The sequence below is a fragment of the Marivita cryptomonadis genome, assembly GCF_002115725.1.
GTDB lineage: Bacteria > Pseudomonadota > Alphaproteobacteria > Rhodobacterales > Rhodobacteraceae > Marivita > Marivita cryptomonadis.
Map to the genome: position 1 here is coordinate 59,188 of NZ_JFKD01000006.1, position 21,424 is coordinate 80,611.

Consider the following 21,424-nt stretch of genomic DNA (forward strand, 5'->3'; position numbering starts at 1 on the left):
TGCGATGTCTGACGAAGACCCGTTTGCCGAACCGGATGACACCGATAGAACGGTCATCAAGCCCAATCCGGGAGGCCGTCGCTCGGTCACACCTCAGGCTCCGCCGCAACCGAACTACGCGCAGCCGGTGTCTCCGCAACAGCCGGCCCATCAAACTCCGGCCGAACCGCAGGCAGCCCCGGTAGACACGTTTGGGATTCCTGCTGCCGCAGGTGCAGCAGACACCAGCGCGCCTCGGGCGCAGCAGCAAGAGGTCGAACAGGTTTTGACCGGAATGAACCGGCTCAATGCATGTGCAGCACCGCTTTTTTCGCTGATCAGCCGTGTTCGAAACCGCGCGCAGCATATGGATGCCGATAAGTTGCGCCAATCCGTTGTGTCCGAGGTTCGGGCCTTTGAAAACCGCGCACTTCAAGCGGGCATCCCGGCGCAAACAGTCAAGGCCGCGCGCTATTCGCTTTGCGCGACACTCGACGATGTGGTGCTGAACACGCCGTGGGGCGGACAATCCAGTTGGGGCCTGCAATCCATGGTCGGAACGTTCCACCGCGAAACAGTGGGTGGGGACCGGTTTTTTGACCTCTTGGCGCGGCTCGAAAAAGAGCCTGGCAACAATATCGACCTGCTCGAATTCATGTATATGTGCCTGTCGCTTGGCTTCGAAGGGCGCCTTCGTGTGGAACAGGGTGGGCCGGACAAACACATGCGCATCCGCGCAGGTTTGGCCAACGTCATTCGCGCGCAGCGCGGCGCTATGGAGCGCGACCTGTCGCCGAACTGGAAAGGCGTGGAAAAACCGTATCGCGCCCTGTCGGCATGGAAACCCGTTTGGATCGCGCTTGGTGTGACCGGGCTCTTGCTCATCACTGAGTTCGCGAGCCTCAGCTATGTGCTGTCGAACCGGACCGAGAATCTGATCGGACAACTGTCGATCATCGAAGCAGGCCCCGTGGCCGAATTGGAACGGCGCGCACCGCCGCCGCCGCCGCCTCCACCCGTCGATACACAGGCGCTACAGCTTGAAAAATTCGTGACCTTCCTCAAGCCGGAAATCGACGAAGGTCTGGTCAAGGTCTTTGGCCAAGGCAACACGCTTGTGATCCGGATTGCCGGGTCTGGTATGTTCGGGTCCGGCTCGGATGTGCTTGTGGACAAGTTCAACGGCATCATCGATCGGGTTGCGACCGCGCTGAACGATGAACCCGGCAAGGTGATCATTGTGGGCCATTCCGACAACGTACCGATCCGCTCGTCCAGGTTCCCATCAAATATGCATCTGTCGTTGGCCCGTGCAAAATCTGTGATGACCAAGATGTCAGACAAGATCGACGATGACGCACGTCTCAGTGCCGAAGGGCGCGCGGATGCAGAGCCGATTGCCGATAACAGCACGGCCGAAGGACGGGCGACCAACCGTCGGATTGAAGTGGTTCTGGTGAGGGAGAACGAGGCATGAAGATCTTGCGCTTCTTTACATCCATCTATTTCGGCCTGTTTTTCGCAGCTTTTGCGCTGTCGCTGTTGGTTTGGTATCTGGGTCCCCTGATCGGTACAGATCAATCGCGTCCCTTTGCATCTGCTATGGTGCGCCTGCTTGTGGTGGGTGTGTTTACGCTGATCTTTGGCGGTATCGGGCTTGGCATTTTCCTGTCGCGGCGCAAACGCGAAACCCAGATGACCGAGGAAATCGCGGCAACCGCTGATGCGGGCGATGATGTTGTCAGCGGCGAGATCTCGGAACTGCGTGACAAACTGAAGACGGCAATGTCCGAACTGCGCAAGTCCAAGAATGGGCGCAAGCATCTGAACGAACTGCCGTGGTACATCATGATCGGCCCGCCCGGTGCGGGCAAAACAACGGCCATCGTGAATTCGGGGCTTCAGTTTCCGCTTGCTGAAGAGATGGGGAAAACCGCCATCGGGGGTGTTGGTGGAACGCGCAACTGTGACTGGTGGTTCACCAACAACGCGGTTCTGATCGACACGGCGGGCCGCTACACCACGCAGGAAAGTGATGCGCAGGTCGACAATGCGGGATGGCTTGGCTTCCTGAGCCTGCTCAAGAAATTCCGCAAACGGCAGCCGATCAACGGCGCGATCATCGCGATCAGCTTGAGCGATCTGGCGCTACAGGACGAGATCACCCAAAAAGGCCACGCCGCCGCAGTGCGCGCCCGCCTGACCGAATTACGGGAAAAATTGGGTGTTCGGTTCCCGGTCTATGTGTTGTTCACAAAGGCCGACCTGATCGCCGGGTTCACTGAATTTCATGACAATCTTGGCAAGGAAGACCGCGAACAGGTCTGGGGGTTCACTCTACCACTGGAACAGGGCAAGGCCGAAGCATCCCCGGTTGCAGCTTTTGATGGCGAATTCGCAGCGCTGCTTGAGCGGCTCAACATGCAGTCGTTGGAGCGGATGCAGTCGGAATCCGATCCGCAACGCCGAACGCTTGTGGCAGGTTTCCCGTCGCAGGTTGCCTCCATACGTAGCGTCGCAAAAGCGTTCCTGACCGAAGTGTTCCAAGAGAACCGGTATCAGCATCGCCAGATGCTGCGCGGGGTCTATTTCACGTCCGGCACGCAAGAGGGCACGCCCATCGATCGTCTGATGCTGAGTATGGCGCGGACTTTCGGGATTGGTCGTCAGGCCATCGGCACGGGGCAGGGCGCGGGTCGATCCTATTTCCTGACGCGTCTTTTCGAAGGCGTGATCTTCCCCGAAGCCGGTCTGGTGTCCGCCGACGACAGGGTCGAGCGGCGCTACAAGATCATCAAATGGGCGGCCATCGTCTCTACGATTATGGTCGCGGCAGGTGCCGGATCGCTTCTGGTGCGGTCGTTCCAAGGCAACAGCGACCTGATCGCACAGGCCAATGCGCATGTCTCGGAATACTCGCAATCGGCGTCGGTTCTGCCCGCTAGCCCAATCGGTGACACGGATCTGGTGCCGGTCGTCGCTGCCTTGAACGTCCTGCGCGACATGCCCGCCAATCCCACCATCTCTGATCCCGAACCGGATGGCAGACTGACCTATGGTCTCTATCAGGGCGAAGTCATCGGATCGCAGGCTGCCCAAACCTACCGCCGGGGGCTCAATCAACGCCTGTTGCCCCGTCTGCTTCTGCGCTTGGAGGAACAGATCAGCGGCAACATGAACAATCCGGATCTGCTATACGAAGCGCTCAAGATCTATCTGATGCTGGGTCTTCAGGGGCCGATGAATCAGGATCTGGTCACCGAATGGATGCAGCTGGATTGGGAGCTTTCATTCCCCGGCCCCGCCCGCGAGGAGTTCCGGCAGGATCTTGAAATCCACCTGACCGCGTTGCTGGATCAACCAATGCAGCAGATTGAACTGAACGGCCCATTGGTCGAACAGGTGCAGACATTGCTGTCGGAAATGCCGCTGGCGCAACGTGTCTATAACGGCATCATCAACAGCCCGGCGGCAGTCGCACTGCCCACATGGCGGATCACCGACGCCGGTGGCCCCGCAGTGTCGCGGGTTCTGGTGCGGTCTTCGGGCAAACCCTTGACCGACGGCGTTGACGGTATCTTCACATATGACGGGTTCAACAACGTCTTCCTTGGCGAAGCACTGGGCGTCGCCGCTCGGATTCAGCGCGAAAGCTGGGTGCTTGGCCCACGAGGCGAGGCCGAACAGACGGAGCAGGCGCTCGCTGCGCTCAGTCGTGATGTACTCGACCTTTATTACAATGATTTCATTGCGCAATACGATGCGGTTCTGGGGGACGTCGACATCATCCCGCTCGAGTCGCTCAGCCATGCCGTTGAAGTCACCAATGTGCTCTCAGGCCCGACATCCCCCATCGTCAACATTCTCGAAGCGATTGCCGATGAGACCAAGCTGACCGAGGATCGTGGCGGCAATGGTGCAGCGGGGCTGGCCGGCGATGTCGGAGCGATTGCCCAAGATGACGCATTAAGGGGCTCAAGCTCGCGCACGCGACTATTGCTTGAAGCGTTGTCGCAATCGGCGGCCGCATCGGGAGAGGCCACTCCGCAGCCACCCGGGGCGTATGTCGTGGACAGGTTCAATTGGCTGCATCAGCTGACCACGCCGCCCGAACCGGGCTTGCCGTCGCAACTTGACGAGTTGATCGGTCTTTTGACTGAACTGTATCAAGAGCTGAACAAGATGAGCTTTTCCGGCTCTTCAACCAGCAGCGAAGGCGGTGCCGCCATCCAGCGCTTCCAAGAAGCAGCGGCGCGCACCGATGGGCCACTTGAACGTTGGGCCACCCAGATCGCGTCAGGATCGTCGGGCATTACGTCGGACAATACCCGGACAGGCCTCAATGCGCGCTGGCAATCGACCATTCTGCCGTTCTGTGAACAGGCTTTGGCAGATCGCTATCCGTTCAATCGACGGGCCCAAGCAGATGTGGCTGTTGCCGATTTCCAAAAGTTGTTTGGGCCGGCTGGACTGATCGACAGTTTCGTCAACGAGAACCTGATCCAATACATTGACACCCGCACGCGGCCTTGGTCGTGGAAGCAGGTGAACGATGTTGATCTGGGCATAAGCCCTGCAGTCCTTGAGCAATTGCAGTACGCTGCCGAAATCCGCGAAGCATTCTTTGCGGGTGGCGCGCCGAACATCCAGTTCCAGTTGATGCCACAGGCGCTGGATCCCAAAGCGGAATCCGTCCTTTTGGAAGCACATGGAAGCCAGGTCCCCTTTGCCCATCGCGGCGGTGCACCGACTCCGGTGGCGCTGAATTGGCCGGGCGGTGTTGGGCTTGCGCGGATCACCTTCTCGCCGCCCACGCAGAACACCGAAAGTGTTCTGCAAAAAGACGGGCCTTGGGCGTGGTTCAGGTTGCTGGATGCGGCCGAGGTGCGGCGTACCAACGTGTCGGACCGCAAGCGCGTGATCTTCAACGTCGGTGGCCGGATCTCAATCTACCAACTTCAGGCCGGTTCAGTCTTGAATCCGTTCGCGCTGCCGGCGCTTTCGAAATTCAGCTGCCCGAAAACGTTCTAATGACGGCCATGACGTTCGGAGCATTTGGGAAAATCCCCTCGGTTGGGGATTTTTTCCGCATTAATGCACCGACTGGGTTCCCGTCCGTCTGGGATGAATGGTTGCAACGCTGCCTTGTGTCTGGCGCACATGCTTATGGCGCGGGCTGGGACGAGCTTTACATGTCGGTCCCGATCTGGCGCTTCAGTCTGTCGCCGGGGATTGCGGGGCAGAGCGCGATCATGGGAATTCTGATGCCCTCAGTTGACCGGGTGGGGCGACGTTTTCCTCTGACGCTCATGGCCGGGTTGCCAGAGGACACCAAAGTCATTGATGCGCATTTCGTGGATGACGAGACTTTTGAAACGCTCGAGACTATCGCGCTTTCTGTACTTGATGAGGACATCAGCAAAGACGCGCTTGAAGAAAAGCTGTCCGCGGTCACATGCCCTGTCGGTGCAGGATCATCAGTATGCCGGGTTTCCCCCGGCAGTGTGGTCGCCTGCGCATCCACCAACTCACATGACTTGCTTGCCACCACCACCGCTGCGCTCTTGGCGCGGTCGTTCCAATCGCCCACGATTTGGAGCACGCTGATGGAGGGCGATAACCGGCTGATGGTCTGTGACGGTTTACCGGACGGATTGAACATGCAAGGTTTGTTTGATCTGGACGCTGATCTCTGGAGAGAAGGCATTTTATGAATGTTGTTGCCCCACGGGTCCGCTACAACGCCCGCAGCCATGTGGGACTGAAGCGCAAAGTCAATGAAGACTCTGTCCTTGCCCTGCCTGAACAAAACATCTGGGTTGTCTCGGACGGGATGGGTGGACACGAGGCCGGAGATTTCGCAAGTCGCCTGATCACTGACATGATCGCCACCATCGAACCAGAACTGACTGCAACCGACCGCATGCATGCGCTGCGCCACGCGATCCAGAAAGCCCACAGCGTCATTCGCGCTGAGGCTGATGCACGCGGTGTCGCAACGATCGGGGCCACCGTGGCCAGCCTGATGTTGGCGAACGGGCATTTCGTTGGATTATGGGCTGGTGACAGCCGCATTTACCGTTTGCATGACGGCGCAATCCAGATGCTGACTGCTGACCATTCTCTGGTGGCCCCCTTGGTCGAGTCCGGTCACATGACATGGGATGAGGCTGAACATCATCCGCAATCCAACGCAATTACACGTGCGGTTGGGGTCGGGGATGAGCTAGAGCTCGACAAGGTGCGCGGCACGGTCGAACCGGGTGATCGGTTTTTGGTGTGCTCGGATGGTCTGACGAAATACGCCACGTTCAAGATGATCGAGGACGTGATGAGTACCGAGCCTTTGGAGACGGTTGTCGATCGCCTGTTGCAAATTGCTCTGGACGGTGGTGGGGCCGACAACATCTCGGTGATCGTGGTCGATGTGACCTGATCCATCAAACCCCGCGCTCAGCGCGCGAGGGTTTCGAGGATTCGACTATCCAGCGAGAAAATCCGCGCAGCCATATTGCGGTCGTCGCCCAACAGGGCTTCGGAATAACTGGTCGCAGATTCACTGGTCGGACGCATTTCGTTGAACAGTGGCGCACTTGAATGGATCACCAGTACTTTGCTTTTTCCCAGTGTTGAATCGTCGACCCGGAACGCCAGCCCGCCATTCTGTTGCGCTTCCCGAATGGAATACGCCACACGGATGGACACCGGCCCGCTTTCCCCCTCACGTAACGCTTCCACGGAATTGTCCGGGCGGTTGAGGTTGGGCAAAAGATGGAACACGTTGCCTGAGACATCCAGCACCGAAACGGTCAAGAAACCGTCGGAGACATCCGCTGGGATTTCAACGTCAATCACAGGGTTTTCGCCGACCAGAAATTCACCCGACGGATTGGCGTTGTTGTCCTGATCGCCCTGATAGAATGCAACATCATTGGGGCTGGACGGAGCTTTGGGCATAACGCTTTCGATCAGGCAAAGCGTCGTATTCAGAATGTCGACATCAAGATCGAGGGGGCGCGAGCCGATAACTGCTGACAGCGCATTCGCCAACGCTGCACGGCTTTCCGCGCTCGACATCTCACCGCCGATCACCACAGGGCTTTCGGGGCCATAGCCCGCAATCGGGCGGTTGACGAGCTGAAGCGGGCCGCAATCCGCAAAGGTGTTGAGGATCGGATCAAGCTTTTCCGGGGCGAGGATGATTGCTTCAAGCGTCAGATTGGGTTCCCCGTTCAGCGCTCCCAAAGCTCCGGCGTCGAACGCGGCCATCACGGCATCAAAGACCGGACGGCTTGTCGTGGTGCCTTCGACCTCGGCAGTGTTGCCAGACAGGGAGACACGCCAAACGTCCATTTCATCAATGGCATCAACCACGGTCAAAACGTCTTGCCCCCAGCTTTCGGCAATCGTGCCGCTGGCAAGGGTCAGATCGAAGGTGCCACCTTGTGCCTGCATCTGTTCGCGCAGCGACGTGGCGATTTCGTCGGCCGGTACAAATCCCACGGCGCGGGGTGGAGTATCTTTGGCTTTGGCAATCGATAGGCGATAAGGGTCGGCAACGGGTAGGCTGGGTTCCGAAGTGAACAGCCCCAGCGCAAACGCGCCTGCAAGACCGGCAATCACGACACCGCCTATGGCGATGGGCAGGACCATCCCACCCTTTTTGCTGTCCTTCTGCGCGGCTTTCGGCGTTGTCTTTGGAGCAGTGTCCCGAGAGGGCGGCGGCGCGGTGATCGGCTCCGCAGGCTCTGCGGCTTTCGCGGCTGCATTCATCGGCACGATCACGGTCGCGTCAGAGAGCGGTTCGTTTTCCGGCGCATCGAACGGGTTTCCTGCCAGCGCGTCCAAGACGGCGGCGGCACTGGGGAAACGGTCGTCCGGGTTGGGTTGGGTCATCTTGTCGAGGATCGACTTCAACGGCTCAGGCACACCGGACGTGTCCAGCGGCTCTGCCTTTTTCTGCACGACTTCCATCGGATTGCGCCCGATATCCGGCGATTTGCCACGGAAGTTCGCCAGAAGAGATGCGCCAAGCGAATAGATATCAGTGCGGGCATCGGTCTTGCCCGCCAATTGCTCGGGGGCCGCATAGGCGTATTTGCCGGCAAATTCGTTGCCGACAATTGTTTCTGCACCAGGATTAGTGTCCTTGGCGATCCCGAAGTCGATGATCACCGCCTGAGCCGGGTCATCGTCGCGCAAGAGGATGTTGTCCGGAGACAGGTCACGGTGGAAAATGTTGCGGTCATGCGCAGCCCGCAAGCCTTCGCAGACACGCTTGCAGATCACCAGCAGGTCATCGGCTGACATTGGTCCCTGCTTGAGCTTTTTGTCCATGCCTGGGCCGTCGACATAGTCGATCAGCAGGTAGACATGCCCGTCAGCTGTACGGTGGTTCTCGGAATACCGGACAATCGCATCGTGCCTGATCTCGCGCATCTCTTCTTCGCGAGTGAGCAGAAGCAGGTAATCCTCATTGGTCGAGAATTCTGATTTCAGGACTTTGAGGGCGACAAGCCGTCCAGAAATCTCGGACCGAGCGCGATACACGTCAGATGTGCCGCCGCGTCCAAGAATGGCTTCGACGCGGTAGGTGTTATTCACCAGATCGCCAGGCTTAAAAAGGTCCCCTGGACGGCTTCCTGTCATAATGTCTCCGGTTTCAGAAGGTGACCGAAGTCATTACCCAAGCGCTTGGAATTCAACACGTCGATTTTCGTCGCTGCGCGGATCGTTTGCATTGAAAGGCGCACTTTCGCCCATGCCAATCGCTTCAAGCCGGGTCTCGGGGATGCCGCATTCGGTCACAAGGTGCCGTTTGACCTCTTTTGCGCGCAACAGCGAAAGATTTTCATTGTAGGACGCAGAACCCGAGCTGTCGGTATGACCAACGATTTGGAAAAGTTGGACATCAACGGCTTTCATCACGTCGCACAATGTTGCCAGCTGCGGCTTCTGATCTGGGCGGAGCGTCGCGCTGTCAAAATCGAATTTGATCTTGATATTGACCTGATCGGCCTTTTCGACCTCGGTATAGGTGGCTGCGGCAGTTGTGACCGTCGTCGTAGGCTCTGCCGTCACCGCGGTGGTCGTTGTTGACTCTGACGGGACCAGAACAAGCCCACGGGTTTTTTGCTTTTCAAATGCTTGCATCATCTGTTCGGCTGTCATTTCACCGCTTTCAGAAGATTGCGCAGCGACCCGGTCAACTAAGCCGACCGATAGTGTGATCGCAAGGGTGAGGGCGGTAACAGTTCGAATTTTCGACATAGTAATACATGTCCTCGGATGAAAAAGGTTTGGTACCTCAAGACTAACTTAGCTCTTCCGTTGCGGCAATGGCTTTGACGGTCTTGGATGCGAATGGGTCCAATCCGTGGTTCTGTGATCGCGATCCGAACAGCGTCAGAGCGTCAAACGTGGAGAAACACACAGGTTTGGCTTGGATTGAGGCCCAGAATCCGGTTTAACTGGCGAAAGATTTTTTAGTTAGGACTTTTGTTTCATGCGCTTGCTCCCGGCGATTATCCTGAGCATTGCAATCATTCTGGCACCGATCATCTGGATTTTCGTGCCGAGGCTGATGTCCGGTGGCGAAGAGGGGTTTGCCGGGACTGCGATCGACTCGGGTGCGCGGATCGAAATCGAGATGCTGAGTCAGCAGGTTGAAGACCTTCAAATCCGGCTGGATGACATGGCGCAAGAGATGTCTCGTATTGCGGCCACTGCATCGCGCGCGCCAGTTGCTCCGTTTCCCGACCAAGCGCTTGCGGCACCGCAACCCGGCACAGGGGCGGACGTTTTCCGACAGAACGGCCAGAATGACATCATCGATGCGTATGCGCAGGTTGTCCTGATCGCCAATCGGCGCGAGGTGAACGAAGGTCTGACAATCGCCGGACCCTCCTATCTGACCCGCGTGTTCGGACCCCCACGCGAGGTGATGTCCGACAATTGCGAAGAAATGACCAATCCGCGTCTGGCCAGCAAGCTTGTGCTCGAAGACGTCGGACCGATCCGCGTCCGTATGCTGAAACCCGCCGCCGATTCCATCCGCCGCGTTTTTGAAGAAGTGCGTGTTACGGATCCTGATCTCTATGCACGGATCAATACTGCGGGTTCCTTGTGTGTGCGCCAAATCCGCGGCACCCGTGGCCGGGCCTCCACCCATGCGTTCGGCCTCGCGGTTGATCTCAACATCGACGGCGTGTTGGACACGTTGGGCGATGGCAAGACGCAATTGGGCCTGACCATCCTTGCCGATTTTTTCAGGGACGAAGGCTGGGTTTGGGGCGCGTCCTGGGGTCGCGAAGACAGCATGCATTTCGAGGTCAGCCGTCAAAAACTTGATGAATGGATCAATGCTGGCGCGCTTTGAATGGACCGCGCGCCCGTGTCGGTACGGCACTGCAAGCACCGAAGTCCCCCGTGCGACAACGCTCAGCGCACCGGTAGACATTCCGTAAGGCACCAACCGCGACAATTGGTAAAGGCGCGTCAACTCATCCCAAAGTGCGATCCCCTAAAGCAAGCTGCGTGACTGGTTCATCTTTGCAGAGCAAGGCTCAACGTCGCCCCCACTTGTTCCGGTGAAAACGTAGGCACCCACAGAAAACCATGCGCCCAGGCGGTGCGACAACCAGCCAGAGCCCGCGTGTCAAAGCGCAAAGGGATCGTCCAGCACGCCGACCACCTGAAGGATAAACTCCCCGCCATCGGAAGCCAGCGCGTCGGCATAAAACTCATCTGTGGCGTTGATCGCATCCTGAATGCTGCCCTCGGACCCGTCAAACGCCGCCATCACCGCCGAAGCATTGCCGACATCCGACATCCCGTTGGTGACCGCGAAATACGCGCCGATATCGGTCTTGTCGCTCAGGTATTGTCGGTCAGCCAATTGCTGGTCGATGAAGTCCTGGCTTGCCCCGCTGGGCGGATCGGCTTTGGCTCCGCCCAGAATGGCTAGGATGAATTGATCCCTGCCGACAGTGCCACTGTCCAGCGCGTCGACCCAGAAGTCGAACCCGTCCTGATCCGGGATGCGCCCAAGGACATTGTCGTAAACGGCCGTCGCGAAATCGGCATTCGACAGGTCGGACGGGTAGGTGGCCCGCGTCTCTGGCTGGTCGATGAAAAAGCTCGCCGATTGCTCAAGCGTCACACCGTTCGCAAAGGCGGTGCCCCAGAAGGACAGACCCACCGCGTCGGGCGCGCGGTTGAAATAGGCGATATAGAGTTCGATAAAGGTCTCTAAGTCCGCCCGCGAAAGCTGCGCCAATCCGCCGAATTGTTCAAGGTTGAACGGCGCGCCGTTGAAGTCCGTGTCGAAATCCAGCGCTTCGATCGCAGTCAGTGTATCGGTCCCATTGCCGCCGTCGCGCCGATCGGTAATTGTCACCGAGGAGGCGCTGATCGTGAGGGTGTAGTTCGCCTGATCGCCAGAAAAGAACGCGGTGTCCGTGTCCGCGCCACCGTCAAGATTGTCGTCGCCCGCGCGCCCTTCAAGAGTATCATCGCCCTCAGCACCTTCGAGAAGGTTCCCCGTGCTGTCCCCCCGGATCACATCTGCGCCTTTTGTCCCAAGGACGTTTTCTATGCTGGTGAAGATGTTTGAAATCTGGCCGTTCGATTGCGTGGATGACGTGATCTCAATCGCAAAGCTGGGAATGTCGTCCTCAGTTTCTTCGCCAGTCGGCAAACGGACCGCCAGATCCGAGGCCGACCGCGCATACAGCGGATTGGTCAGCAACACGTCGCGCGGGCTGATGGACTGACCGTCGAACTGACGCGATGATGTGCTGCCATCATTGGCCCAAACCACGCGCCCCACCTCAATGTCTCGCGACAGGCTGCGGTCCTGCAGGTCAATCTCCAACGCCAGCGTCCGGCCACCGCCCTCGGCAAGGTCGGTGCCCCCCGAAAAATCAAGCGTGTCTGTCCCGTCGCCCCCATCGGCAAAAAACGAATTTGCTCCGATCACCATGCGGTCATTGCCACCGCCGCCATAAAGCTCATCCTCGGCGGTGGTCGAATTGTGACCACCCGCAATCAAGATATCGTCACCGCCGCCACCGCTAAGCGTGTCCACCCCTGCGCCGCCCGACAGAAGGTTGTTTGCGCCGTCGCCGGTGATGTCATCATCCAGCAAGGTGCCAAAGACGTTTTCGACGCTGATCAGCGTATCGTTTTCGCCCGCGCGCCCACCGCGCTCATCGGCAAGGTCCACCACGGCTCCGGAAAAGACCTGCGCCACGATCTCGCCCTCGGCGCCGCCATAGCTGGCGAAGGCATAATCCACCGTATCCGTGCCATCACCGCCATCTACGATGTCGTCACCCGCACCGCCATTGATTGTGTCGTTATCGCCTTCACCCCGTATCGTATCACGCCCGTCGCCGCCGAATATCTGATCGGCACCATCTCCTGCGGTCACCGTATCATTGCCTGCGCGCGTGATGATGCGGTCAGAGTTGTCGCTGCCGACAACGGTGTCGTTCGCATCCGAGGTCACCAGTGCTTCGATCCCGGTGATGGTGTCGAGGTCGATATAGGTGTCGGAAACCGCCGTCCCGTTGGCAAGGTTGACCGAGATGCCTTCCCCAAAGCGCGGCTCAAGGATCAGCGTGTCATATCCCGCGCCACCGCTAAGTTCGTTGTTCATGCGGGTGACGTAGAATGTGTCGTTGCCCTCGCCACCGTCGGCGGTGATCTCGCCGCCCGAGGTGACTTCGATCCGGTCGTCGCCGATACCGCCAAATGCGTTGCCGCCGTTGCCGATAATGATCAGATCGTTGCCCGCATCGCCATAGAAGGTCGGGCTTTGCGTGCCATCGCTGCTGACGGATTCGAGATGATCATCGCCCCCCGCACCGCGAATGGTCGCGTCACCACCGGTGCCCCATGTCACGTAGTCATTATTTTCGCCCAATAGGAATTCACCAATATTATCAATGCCAAAACCTTCGCCGCGCGCGTCGATTTCCCGCCCGGTGTAATCCTTGTCGGCCGCGACAAAGCGTAGGTTCCCACTGCCACTGCTGGTCAGAAGGATGAACCGCGCATCGCCCACGGGCCGCAGGTCCAGCGTGTTGAAGCCGTTGCCACCGTCAAAGTTCCCGGCAATCCGGCCCCCTTGCGGCCCACGCTCGGCAATCAACAGGTCGTCACCGCGCCCGCCATTCACATCATCGGCGCCCCACGAATACATCGTGTCATTGCCGCCCCCCCCGCCAATGTCGATCCGGTTCAGGGAATCCCCTGCGCCGTAAATCGTGTCGTCGGAATCCGACCCGATGAAATGTTCGATGTTCAACGCAATGTCCGTGGCGATCACCTGACCCGACCCATTCAATCGGTCAATCTCGCCATCAGCGGCACGGATCACCACGGGGCCGGTCGTTGCCTTGTCCTCCATCGCGATGTTGAGCATGCCGAGATAGAACTGGTCGTTGGACAGGAATTTGTTGATCTCGTCCCGCCCGGTCGCATAGCTCAGCGTGTCGATGCCCGCCTCACCATCATAAAGCTCAGCGCCGCCATTGTCGGATGTGTTCAGCGCGCCCAGAAAGTCGTTGCTGTCGCCACCGCGAAGAGAGTCGACACCTTGACCACCCCACAGCACGTCGCGCCCTTCGTTGCCAAAAAGCGCATCATCGCCAGAGCGCCCCGACAGCATGTCCCGCCCCCGACCCGAGAACAACGTGTTGGCGCTGTCGTTGCCGTAGATTTGCATGGAACTGCCATTCTGGATGATGACATTCTCGATATCGAAAACCTGATTGATATCGCCGTCTGCGCTCGCGAACCCTGTTTCAAGATTGACCGTCACCGGCGAATTGCGCCCCAGATCGAACACCTGAAACGTGTCGCTGCCCGGCCCACCGTCAAGCGCATCGACCCCGGTGCGTGGGATGATCAAGTCATTGCCCGGACCTCCGAAGATGAAATCGCGCCCAAGTGTGCCCTGAATGCGGTCATCTCCACCCAGCCCATAGACGACATTCATGTCGTTGAAGACTTCACCGTTCAACTCCAGCCCGTCGATCAAGGTGCCGCCCGGATTGAGGAAGATCAGCTCGCTTTCGTCGCTGGTCACTTCTCCGTTCGGCCCCGGCTCGTCGTCCAGCACCGACACGCCCACCACCGCAGCTTCGAATTGTTCCTTGGTAAAGGTCTCGGTGCCGAAGTCGAAGAACTCGACCTCGGTCACGATCTCGATCCCCTCGTTGAACCCATGCCTGCCGACATCCGTATGGGTAAAGATCAACTCGTTGGTCGCATCGTTGCGGGTGAAATCGTACTCGACCAGTTCCCCGGCAAACACCACACGGTCGATCCCATCGCCGCCGATGATCGTGTCTTCGCCGCCGCTTGCGACGATAATGTCATTGCCATCATTCGCGAGCACAAGGTCGTCGCCCCCGGCTGGGTCGAACGCCTCGTCGCCCCCTGTGCCGTACATCGTGTCAGCCGTCGGATCACCTAGGCGCAAGGCAGGGCCATCCAGCAACGAAAGCGCGTTCAATTCGATCGTCTGGAAGGTGACGTCGAAAATGTCGAAAGCCTCCAGCGCGATCTCGGTGAAATCCGGCACGTCGAAGAAGTTGAAGTCCAGTTGATCCAGCAGGCTTTCCAGATCGTCGACGACGCTCATGAACCCGTCGAACAGGTCGATATCCGGGAACAATGGATCAAGCAGGCTTGCCAGTTCCTCGAACAAGGCATCGACACCCAGTTCTTCGTTCAGAAAGTCGATCACCGGCGCGACCACAAGGTCGAACACCGCACCGATTGCATCGAGCAAAGGCTGGATTGGGCGCAGCGCAGCTTCGACGATGTCAAGGATCACACCCAGCCCGTCGAACAGGGAATCGAATTCGACCAGATCACCGAAGATGGCGTTCAGATCGGGAAAATCCGCGACGTCGAACGCATTGAGGATCTCGTTGAACCGGGCTTTCACATCATCATAAGCGTCGGCGGCATCCTGCGCCGGGCCGAACGCCACGTTGATCGGGGCCACCAGATCATCGGCCTCGTCAAACAGACCTTCGAAATCATCCCGCCCCGGTCGGTTTGTGCCCGCATTCGGGTTGAGTTCGGGAATGCCGTTTGGTGTCGAGACGCGGTCGAAAGCGCGGACAATCTCGTCAATGCTGTCGCGGATATTAATCAGCGTCTCATCTGTTGCAACGATCGCAGGCATGATCGTCAGGTCGACGGCGCGGTCAGCCTGCACGATCTTGGTCAGCAACGGTTCTATCTTCTTGGCGCGGTCGGTCGCGTCCTTGATTTGCACAACACGCGGTTGAATGATCTCAAGCACGTCCTTGAGGGCGCGGGACGGCCCCTGCAACGGCGCCACGTTTTCCGACAGCTTCAACGTGGTCAGCGCGGCCGAAAACCCCGCATCCGCCACCTTGATGATTTTACGGAAGGTCAGGTAGCTTTGTGACGCCGTCGCCGCCGCATCCAATGCCGCCGCCAGCTTTTCTGCATCGGCGCGGATTGTCTGAACATCGGAAGTTGTTGTGTTAAGGTTCGATTGAAATTCTAACAGATCATTGCCGGCAGTCATGCCACATCCCCCGTTGCCCGAAATTGAGCATGCCTTAAGGTAATGCGACGTCTCGCGCGCGAGTCAACGAATTGTTGCCACTGGGTTTCGCAACGCAAACTGTACTATCCTGCCTCGATCGCATCCTCCAACGCCGCCAGAATAGGTACCGGCAAACGTGTCAGTAACTTGTGAAACGCGGTCCGACACTCTGCTCCGTGCCATTGATCCGGCAGCAGGGTTTCCGGAAACGCAGGAGTGCGCAGGATCAGCCTGCGCCATTCGTGTACGACAACCACACGGATCGCTGTGCGCTGCAACAGGGTCAGTTCATCCAACGCATGGTCGTCCAAAATCTTTCTGAAGCGTTGGGATAGGTCACGTGATGCATTTTGAATGTCGGGAGGGCACAGCTTGTCGCTGATCCAACGCGGCAATTCCATCTCGTTGGTCAGCACCAGCTGAAGATGCTGGTCGGTCTTTGCGCTGGCTGTGGTCACCACCGCCTTAGGTCCAATTTGCACCGTGGTCGCCATGTCTTGCTTGGTGTGCCAGTCGGTCGGCAGGGTCGGGTTCTCCAGCACAAGATAGGCGTGCTGGTCAGTCGGGGCCGGGCCATAGACGCGCGGGGCTGCCGCTGTGGTTTGGGTCCGCCCATGCGGTGTAAGACCGTACCGTGTCTGCCGCCCGGTGCGGTGGCTTTCGATCCAGTCTTCCTTGCGCAAACGGTGCAGGGCCACGCGGGTCGCTTCGGGTTTGATACCGATGGAAGCCGTAATCGCGTTTACGGTTCCACCGCTCAGCCGTGCCTGCGGAGCCAGTGCCAAGTCGCCGAACATGGTCACCAGAAGCGACCACACCCTTGGAGTGGACGATCCCAGAACGCGGGTCACAAGTTGGGCGAAGTCTGCGTCGGTCATGGCCAAGCGATACGCCGCGTGCTGTCTCAGGCCAAGCGTTCAGGCGTTCAGGTGTACGCGTTCATCGTCAGCAGTTCATATTCTGCAACAGGCGCGTCGTCCTGATTGCGCAGGATCACATGCCAGCGCACCTCGCCGTAATCTGCTGTACGCTTTGTCTTCTTTTTCACGGTCAACTGCACCTTGATCCGGTCCCCCGCGCTGACCGGTTTCTGAAAACGCAAAGTGTCGAGCCCGGTATTCGCCAACACCGGGCCTTCGTCCGGGTCCACAAACAGCCCCGCCGCAAAACTGAGCAGAAGGTAGCCATGTGCAACGCGCCCCGGAAAGAACGGGTTTCGCTTGGCGGCGTCCTCGTCCATGTGGGCATAGAAAGTGTCACCCGTGAATTCGGCAAAGTGTTCGATGTCTTCCGACGTCACCTCGCGCTCTGAAGTGTGCAGGGTTTCCCCGATCTGAACTTCGTCGAAATTGCGCTGGAACGGATGCGCTGGCCCTTGCGATGTTGATGCACCCGGCACCCATTCCCCCGTCACGGCGGCAATCACATCGGGGCTGCCCTGCACAGCGGTACGCTGCATGTAGTGCATCACACCGCGCACGCCGCCCAGCTCCTCGCCACCACCCGCGCGGCCCGGTCCTCCATGCACCATATGGGGCAGGGGCGATCCATGCCCTGTCGCCTCGGCCATGCTGTCGCGGTTGTTGAAGTAAAGCCGTCCGTGGAAGGCACCCGCGCCCATTACCACCTCGCGGGCAACCTCTGGGTCATTGGTGACGACGGACGCGACAAGGCTGCCTTGCCCCCGGTTCACCAGCGCAATGGCATGCGACAGATCGCGGTAACCCATGATTGTGGCCACCGGGCCAAATGCTTCGGTGTCATGCACATGGCTGGCCGCATCCGGGTCGGCGCAATGATACAGCATCGGCGGCAGGAACGCGCCTTTGCTGGCGTCGGCCCCGTGTACGGCGAACGCGTCGGGATCACCGAAGACCCGTTCTGCCTCGCTCCCCAGACTTGCGCATTTCGCCAGTACGTCCCGGCGTTGCCCGTCCGACACCAAGGCACCCATGCGTGTCGCTGGATCACGCGGATCTCCGATCACCGTATCGCGCAATCGCTCCGACAATGCGGCGATCACCGCATCGACCTGCGCCTGCGGTGCAATGATCCGGCGGATCGCGGTGCATTTCTGGCCCGCCTTCGTGGTCATTTCGCGGTGAACTTCCTTGACGAAGAGATCGAACTCCGGCGTGCCCGGGACTGCATCTGGGCCAAGGATCGATGCGTTCAGGCTGTCTTGTTCTGCCACAAACCGGACCGAGTTACGCAGCAGGTTCGGCGCGCTGCGCAGGGCGTATGCTGTGTCGGCAGAGCCGGTAAAGCTGACAACGTCCTGCGCGCCGAGATGATTCAGCAGATCACCCAACCCGCCGGTCACAAGCTGAATTGTACCATTTGGTAAAATTCCACTGTCTACCATCAACCGGACACAGGCTTCGGTCACATAGCAGGTCGTCGTCGCCGGCTTCACGATGGCCGGAACGCCCGCGAGCAAGGTGGGTGCCAGCTTTTCCAGCATCCCCCAAACCGGGAAGTTGAACGCGTTGATATGCACCGCAACACCCTGCAACGGGGTACACACATGCTGGCCGACAAAGCTGCCCTTGCGCGACAACTGTTCGAGCCCGCCATCAAGATAAACGTGCCCGTCCGGCATCTCGCGCCGTCCTTTGGAGGCGATGACAAGCATCGTTCCAATCCCGCCATCAACGTCGATCAGATGGTCTTTCTGCGTGGCCCCGGTTGAAAAGCTCAGGTCATAGAGCAGTTGCTTGCGCTCTTGCAGATACAAAGCCAGCGCCTTGAGCATCCGGGCGCGATCGTGAAACGTCATGGCCCGCAAAGCAGGTGCACCGACGCTCACCGCATGGTCGATCATCGCGCTTGCATCGACCTGCGCACGGCCTGCGCGTGCGATTACGTCACCTGTCACAGCATCACGGATATCGCGCGCGGCGCTGTCCGGGGCAAGCCAGTCACCGGTCACGAAACTCTGAATGTCCTGAACTGTCATTGTTGTCCCCTTTTCCCTGCCTAAGTATTTGACCGTGCGTGAACTTCATGCAAGCGTCGCGTCCATGACACCAGACGACCGCGCCCAGAAATCCGCCCATCACATGTGGCAGCAAGACCATGCCTCGCAATGGATGGGGATGGAGATGACGCATATTGCCGAAGGTGAAGCTGTCATGGAATTGACGGTGAAGAAGCACCATTGCAATGGACATGGTATGTGCCACGGCGGGGTGATTTTCACGTTGGCCGACAGCGCTTTTGCCTTTGCCTGTAACAGCCGTAATCAGGTTACCGTCGCACAGCACAATTCGATCACTTACATTGCCTCGGGCCGGTTGGGGGACCGCCTGAGTGCAAAGGCGACCGAGATTTCGCTGACCGGGCGCAGCGGCATCACCGATGTTCAGGTGACCAACCAGTCAGGGGTGCTGATTGCCGAGTTCCGGGGGCTGTCGCGGTCGATCAAGGGAACGGTGTTCGACGAAGCGTAGGGGAGGCGCTGGGCGCATGAAGGATTTGTCACCAAAACCGGGCGATCTTGACCCGATCGAACTCGCATCGATTGACGAGATCCGCGCCTTGCAACTGGACCGCCTGCGTTGGTCCCTGCGCCATGCCTATGACAACGTGCCGATGTACCGCGCCAAGTTTGATGCCGCTGGGGTGCACCCGGATGACCTGCACGACCTGTCCGATCTTGCGAGATTCCCGTTCACCCTGAAATCCGACCTTCGTGAAAATTACCCGTTCGGCCTGTTTGCCGTGCCGCGCGAACAGATCGCGCGGATTCATGCGTCGTCGGGCACGACGGGCAAACCAACAGTTGTCGGCTATACGAAGAACGACATCGACATGTGGGCCAGCGTGGTCGCGCGGTCTCTGCGGGCGTCGGGCTTGCGGGCCGGGGACATGGTGCATGTGGCCTATGGCTATGGCCTGTTTACTGGTGGCCTAGGTGCACATTACGGCGTGGAAAAGCTGGGCGGCACGGTGGTGCCGATGGGTGGGGGGCAGACCGAAAAACAGGTCGGCCTGATCACCGACTTTCAGCCCAAGGGGATCATGGTCACGCCGTCCTACATCCTCAATATCCTTGAGGCTTTCCATAAGGCGGGGCTTGATCCGCGCGAAACCTCGCTTGAGGTTGGTGTGTTTGGGGCCGAGCCCTGGACCAACGCGATGCGGCTGGAAATCGAAGACGCGTTCGATATGCACGCGGTGGATATCTACGGCTTGTCTGAGGTGATTGGACCGGGCGTTGCCAACGAATGCGTGGAGACCAAGGACGGCCTGCACATTTGGGAGGATCATTTCTACCCCGAAATCATCGACCCCGCGACAGGCGAGGTTTTGCCCGATGGCGAGAAGGGCGAGTTGGTCTTTACGACTATCACCAAAGAAGGCATGCCAATCATTCGCTACCGCACGCGCGATCTGACACGGCTTATGGCAGGCACGGCGCGGAGCATGCGGCGGATGGAAAAGGTCACGGGCCGCAGCGACGACATGATGATCCTGCGGGGCGTGAACGTGTTTCCGACCCAGATCGAGGAAGAGGTTATGGCGACGGGCGGACTGGCCCCGTATTTCCAGATCGAGCTTTACACCTCTGGCCGGATGGACGCGATGCGGGTGCTGGTGGAGGCCACACCGGATGCGGCGGACGAGCTGTCGCGCACAGCGGCGACGCGCATGCTGGTCAAGCGGATCAAGGACCATGTCGGCATTTCGACCGAGGTCGAAGTGGGTGATCCCGGCTCGGTTGCCCGCTCGCAGGGCAAGGCCGTGCGCGTGGTGGACAAGCGCAATCCAGCCTGACGGTTACTGGTCGTAATCGACGACGACGCGCTTGGTGATCGGGTAGGATTGGCAAGACAGTATATAGCCCTGTTCCACCTCATAGTCTTCAAGCGCGTGGTTGGCGACCATGTCCACTTCGCCCTCCAACACTTTGCATTTGCAGGTTGAACAGACCCCGGCGCGGCAAGCATGGGGCGCGTCCAGCGCATTTTCGAGCGCGGCTTCGAGGATGGTCATGTCCCGGCCCATCTCAATACTGCGGGTCATTCCGTCCAGCGTGATGCTGGCCGAGATTGCGTCCGTTGCGGCGCCATCGGCAGCTTTGGTGCGCCGCTCCAGCCGTCCGGTCTGAGCGCTTGCGAACAGCTCGAATTTGATCTGTTCTTTGCTTAGCCCATGGTCGCCAAGGGATTGCGCGATGGCTTTCATCATCGGCTCTGGCCCGCAGATGAACGCGATGTCGACGCTTTCGATGTCGATCCAGTGGGTGAACAGGGCAGTGCATTTTTCGCCGTCGACACGGCCTTGAAAGAGGTCAATGTCCTGCGCGTCGGTCTCGAGGATGTGGATGACGGTGAAGCGCCCCATGTGGGTGTTCTTGAGGTCTTCCAGCTCTTCCCGAAACATGATCGTGCTGACGCTGCGGTTGGCATAGACCAGCGTGAAACGCGATAGGGGTTCTGCAGCTAGAACGGTTTTCAGGATCGACAGAACGGGGGTGATCCCTGAACCGCCCGCAAATGCGAGGTAGGTCTTGGCCTTGTCCGGTTCGATGGGGGTGTGGAATTTGCCCATCGGTTCCATCGCGTCGATGGTCATGCCGGGCGTGAGGTCTTCATTGACCCAGCGGGAAAACGCGCCGTCGGTGACTTTCTTGATGCCCACCCGCAACACGCCTTCATTGACGCCAGAGCAGATGGAATAGGAGCGCCGCAATTCAGTGCCATCGAAATCGCGTTTGAAGGTCAGATATTGGCCTTGGGTGAACGAGAAATTCCCGCCGTCGCGGGCCTCAAGGGTTACGGCGACGGCCTCGCGGGTGGTGCGATCGACATCGGTGACGGTCAGGGGGAAGAAGCGTGCCAT

General features: G+C 59.0%; 13 protein-coding genes. 7 read left to right on the forward strand and 6 right to left on the reverse strand.

What is annotated here, in order from left to right:
- Positions 1-4: 4 nt before the first annotated feature.
- Genes icmH through MCRY_RS08270 form a run of 4 tightly spaced genes read left to right on the forward strand, consistent with a single transcriptional unit; the run spans position 5 to position 6,415 of the window.
- Positions 5-1,456, forward strand: a complete 1,452-nt coding sequence (gene icmH / locus MCRY_RS08255) for a type IVB secretion system protein IcmH/DotU (RefSeq protein WP_085629027.1) — start codon at positions 5-7, stop codon at positions 1,454-1,456.
- Positions 1,453-5,010, forward strand: coding sequence for a type VI secretion system membrane subunit TssM (gene tssM, locus MCRY_RS08260; RefSeq protein ID WP_085629028.1), 3,558 nt, complete (start codon positions 1,453-1,455; stop codon positions 5,008-5,010). The genes icmH and tssM overlap by 4 nt, the downstream gene beginning before the upstream one ends.
- Complete coding sequence (tagF, locus tag MCRY_RS08265) at positions 5,010-5,693, forward strand: type VI secretion system-associated protein TagF (protein WP_085629029.1); 684 nt, start codon at positions 5,010-5,012, stop codon at positions 5,691-5,693. Before tssM ends, tagF begins: the two co-directional genes overlap by 1 nt.
- Positions 5,690-6,415 (forward strand): PP2C family protein-serine/threonine phosphatase, encoded by a 726-nt coding sequence (locus tag MCRY_RS08270; protein WP_085629030.1) that lies wholly within the window; start codon positions 5,690-5,692, stop codon positions 6,413-6,415. The genes tagF and MCRY_RS08270 overlap by 4 nt, the downstream gene beginning before the upstream one ends.
- A 17-nt stretch (positions 6,416-6,432) precedes the next feature.
- Here MCRY_RS08270 and MCRY_RS08275 read toward each other — a convergent pair whose 3' ends face one another.
- Positions 6,433-8,583 (reverse strand): serine/threonine protein kinase, encoded by a 2,151-nt coding sequence (locus tag MCRY_RS08275; RefSeq protein WP_244897894.1) that lies wholly within the window; start codon positions 8,581-8,583, stop codon positions 6,433-6,435.
- Positions 8,584-8,661: 78 nt separating this feature from the next.
- Positions 8,662-9,249, reverse strand: a complete 588-nt coding sequence (locus tag MCRY_RS08280; protein WP_085629032.1) for an OmpA family protein — start codon at positions 9,247-9,249, stop codon at positions 8,662-8,664.
- Positions 9,250-9,484: 235 nt separating this feature from the next.
- Between MCRY_RS08280 and MCRY_RS08285 the strand changes: the two genes are divergently transcribed.
- Positions 9,485-10,357, forward strand: a complete 873-nt coding sequence (locus tag MCRY_RS08285) for a M15 family metallopeptidase (protein ID WP_085629033.1) — start codon at positions 9,485-9,487, stop codon at positions 10,355-10,357.
- Positions 10,358-10,636: 279 nt separating this feature from the next.
- Here MCRY_RS08285 and MCRY_RS22835 read toward each other — a convergent pair whose 3' ends face one another.
- The 3 genes from MCRY_RS22835 to paaZ form a co-directional block, all read right to left on the reverse strand.
- Entirely contained in the window at positions 10,637-15,556 is a 4,920-nt protein-coding gene (locus tag MCRY_RS22835; protein ID WP_085629034.1) for a DUF4214 domain-containing protein, read from the reverse strand.
- A gap of 104 nt (positions 15,557-15,660) precedes the next feature.
- On the reverse strand, positions 15,661-16,455 hold the full coding sequence (locus MCRY_RS08295) for a PaaX family transcriptional regulator C-terminal domain-containing protein (protein ID WP_085629035.1): 795 nt from the start codon (positions 16,453-16,455) through the stop codon (positions 15,661-15,663).
- A 47-nt stretch (positions 16,456-16,502) separates the two neighbouring features.
- Positions 16,503-18,536 (reverse strand): phenylacetic acid degradation bifunctional protein PaaZ, encoded by a 2,034-nt coding sequence (gene paaZ, locus MCRY_RS08300; protein ID WP_085629036.1) that lies wholly within the window; start codon positions 18,534-18,536, stop codon positions 16,503-16,505.
- Positions 18,537-18,600: 64 nt separating this feature from the next.
- Between paaZ and paaI the strand changes: the two genes are divergently transcribed.
- Positions 18,601-19,029: a hydroxyphenylacetyl-CoA thioesterase PaaI gene (gene paaI / locus MCRY_RS08305; protein ID WP_085629037.1), complete on the forward strand. Its 429-nt coding sequence runs from the start codon at positions 18,601-18,603 to the stop codon at positions 19,027-19,029.
- A 16-nt stretch (positions 19,030-19,045) separates the two neighbouring features.
- Positions 19,046-20,356: a phenylacetate--CoA ligase PaaK gene (gene paaK / locus MCRY_RS08310; RefSeq protein ID WP_085629038.1), complete on the forward strand. Its 1,311-nt coding sequence runs from the start codon at positions 19,046-19,048 to the stop codon at positions 20,354-20,356.
- A gap of 3 nt (positions 20,357-20,359) precedes the next feature.
- Here paaK and MCRY_RS08315 read toward each other — a convergent pair whose 3' ends face one another.
- Positions 20,360-21,424, reverse strand: coding sequence for a ferredoxin--NADP reductase (locus MCRY_RS08315; RefSeq protein ID WP_085629039.1), 1,065 nt, complete (start codon positions 21,422-21,424; stop codon positions 20,360-20,362).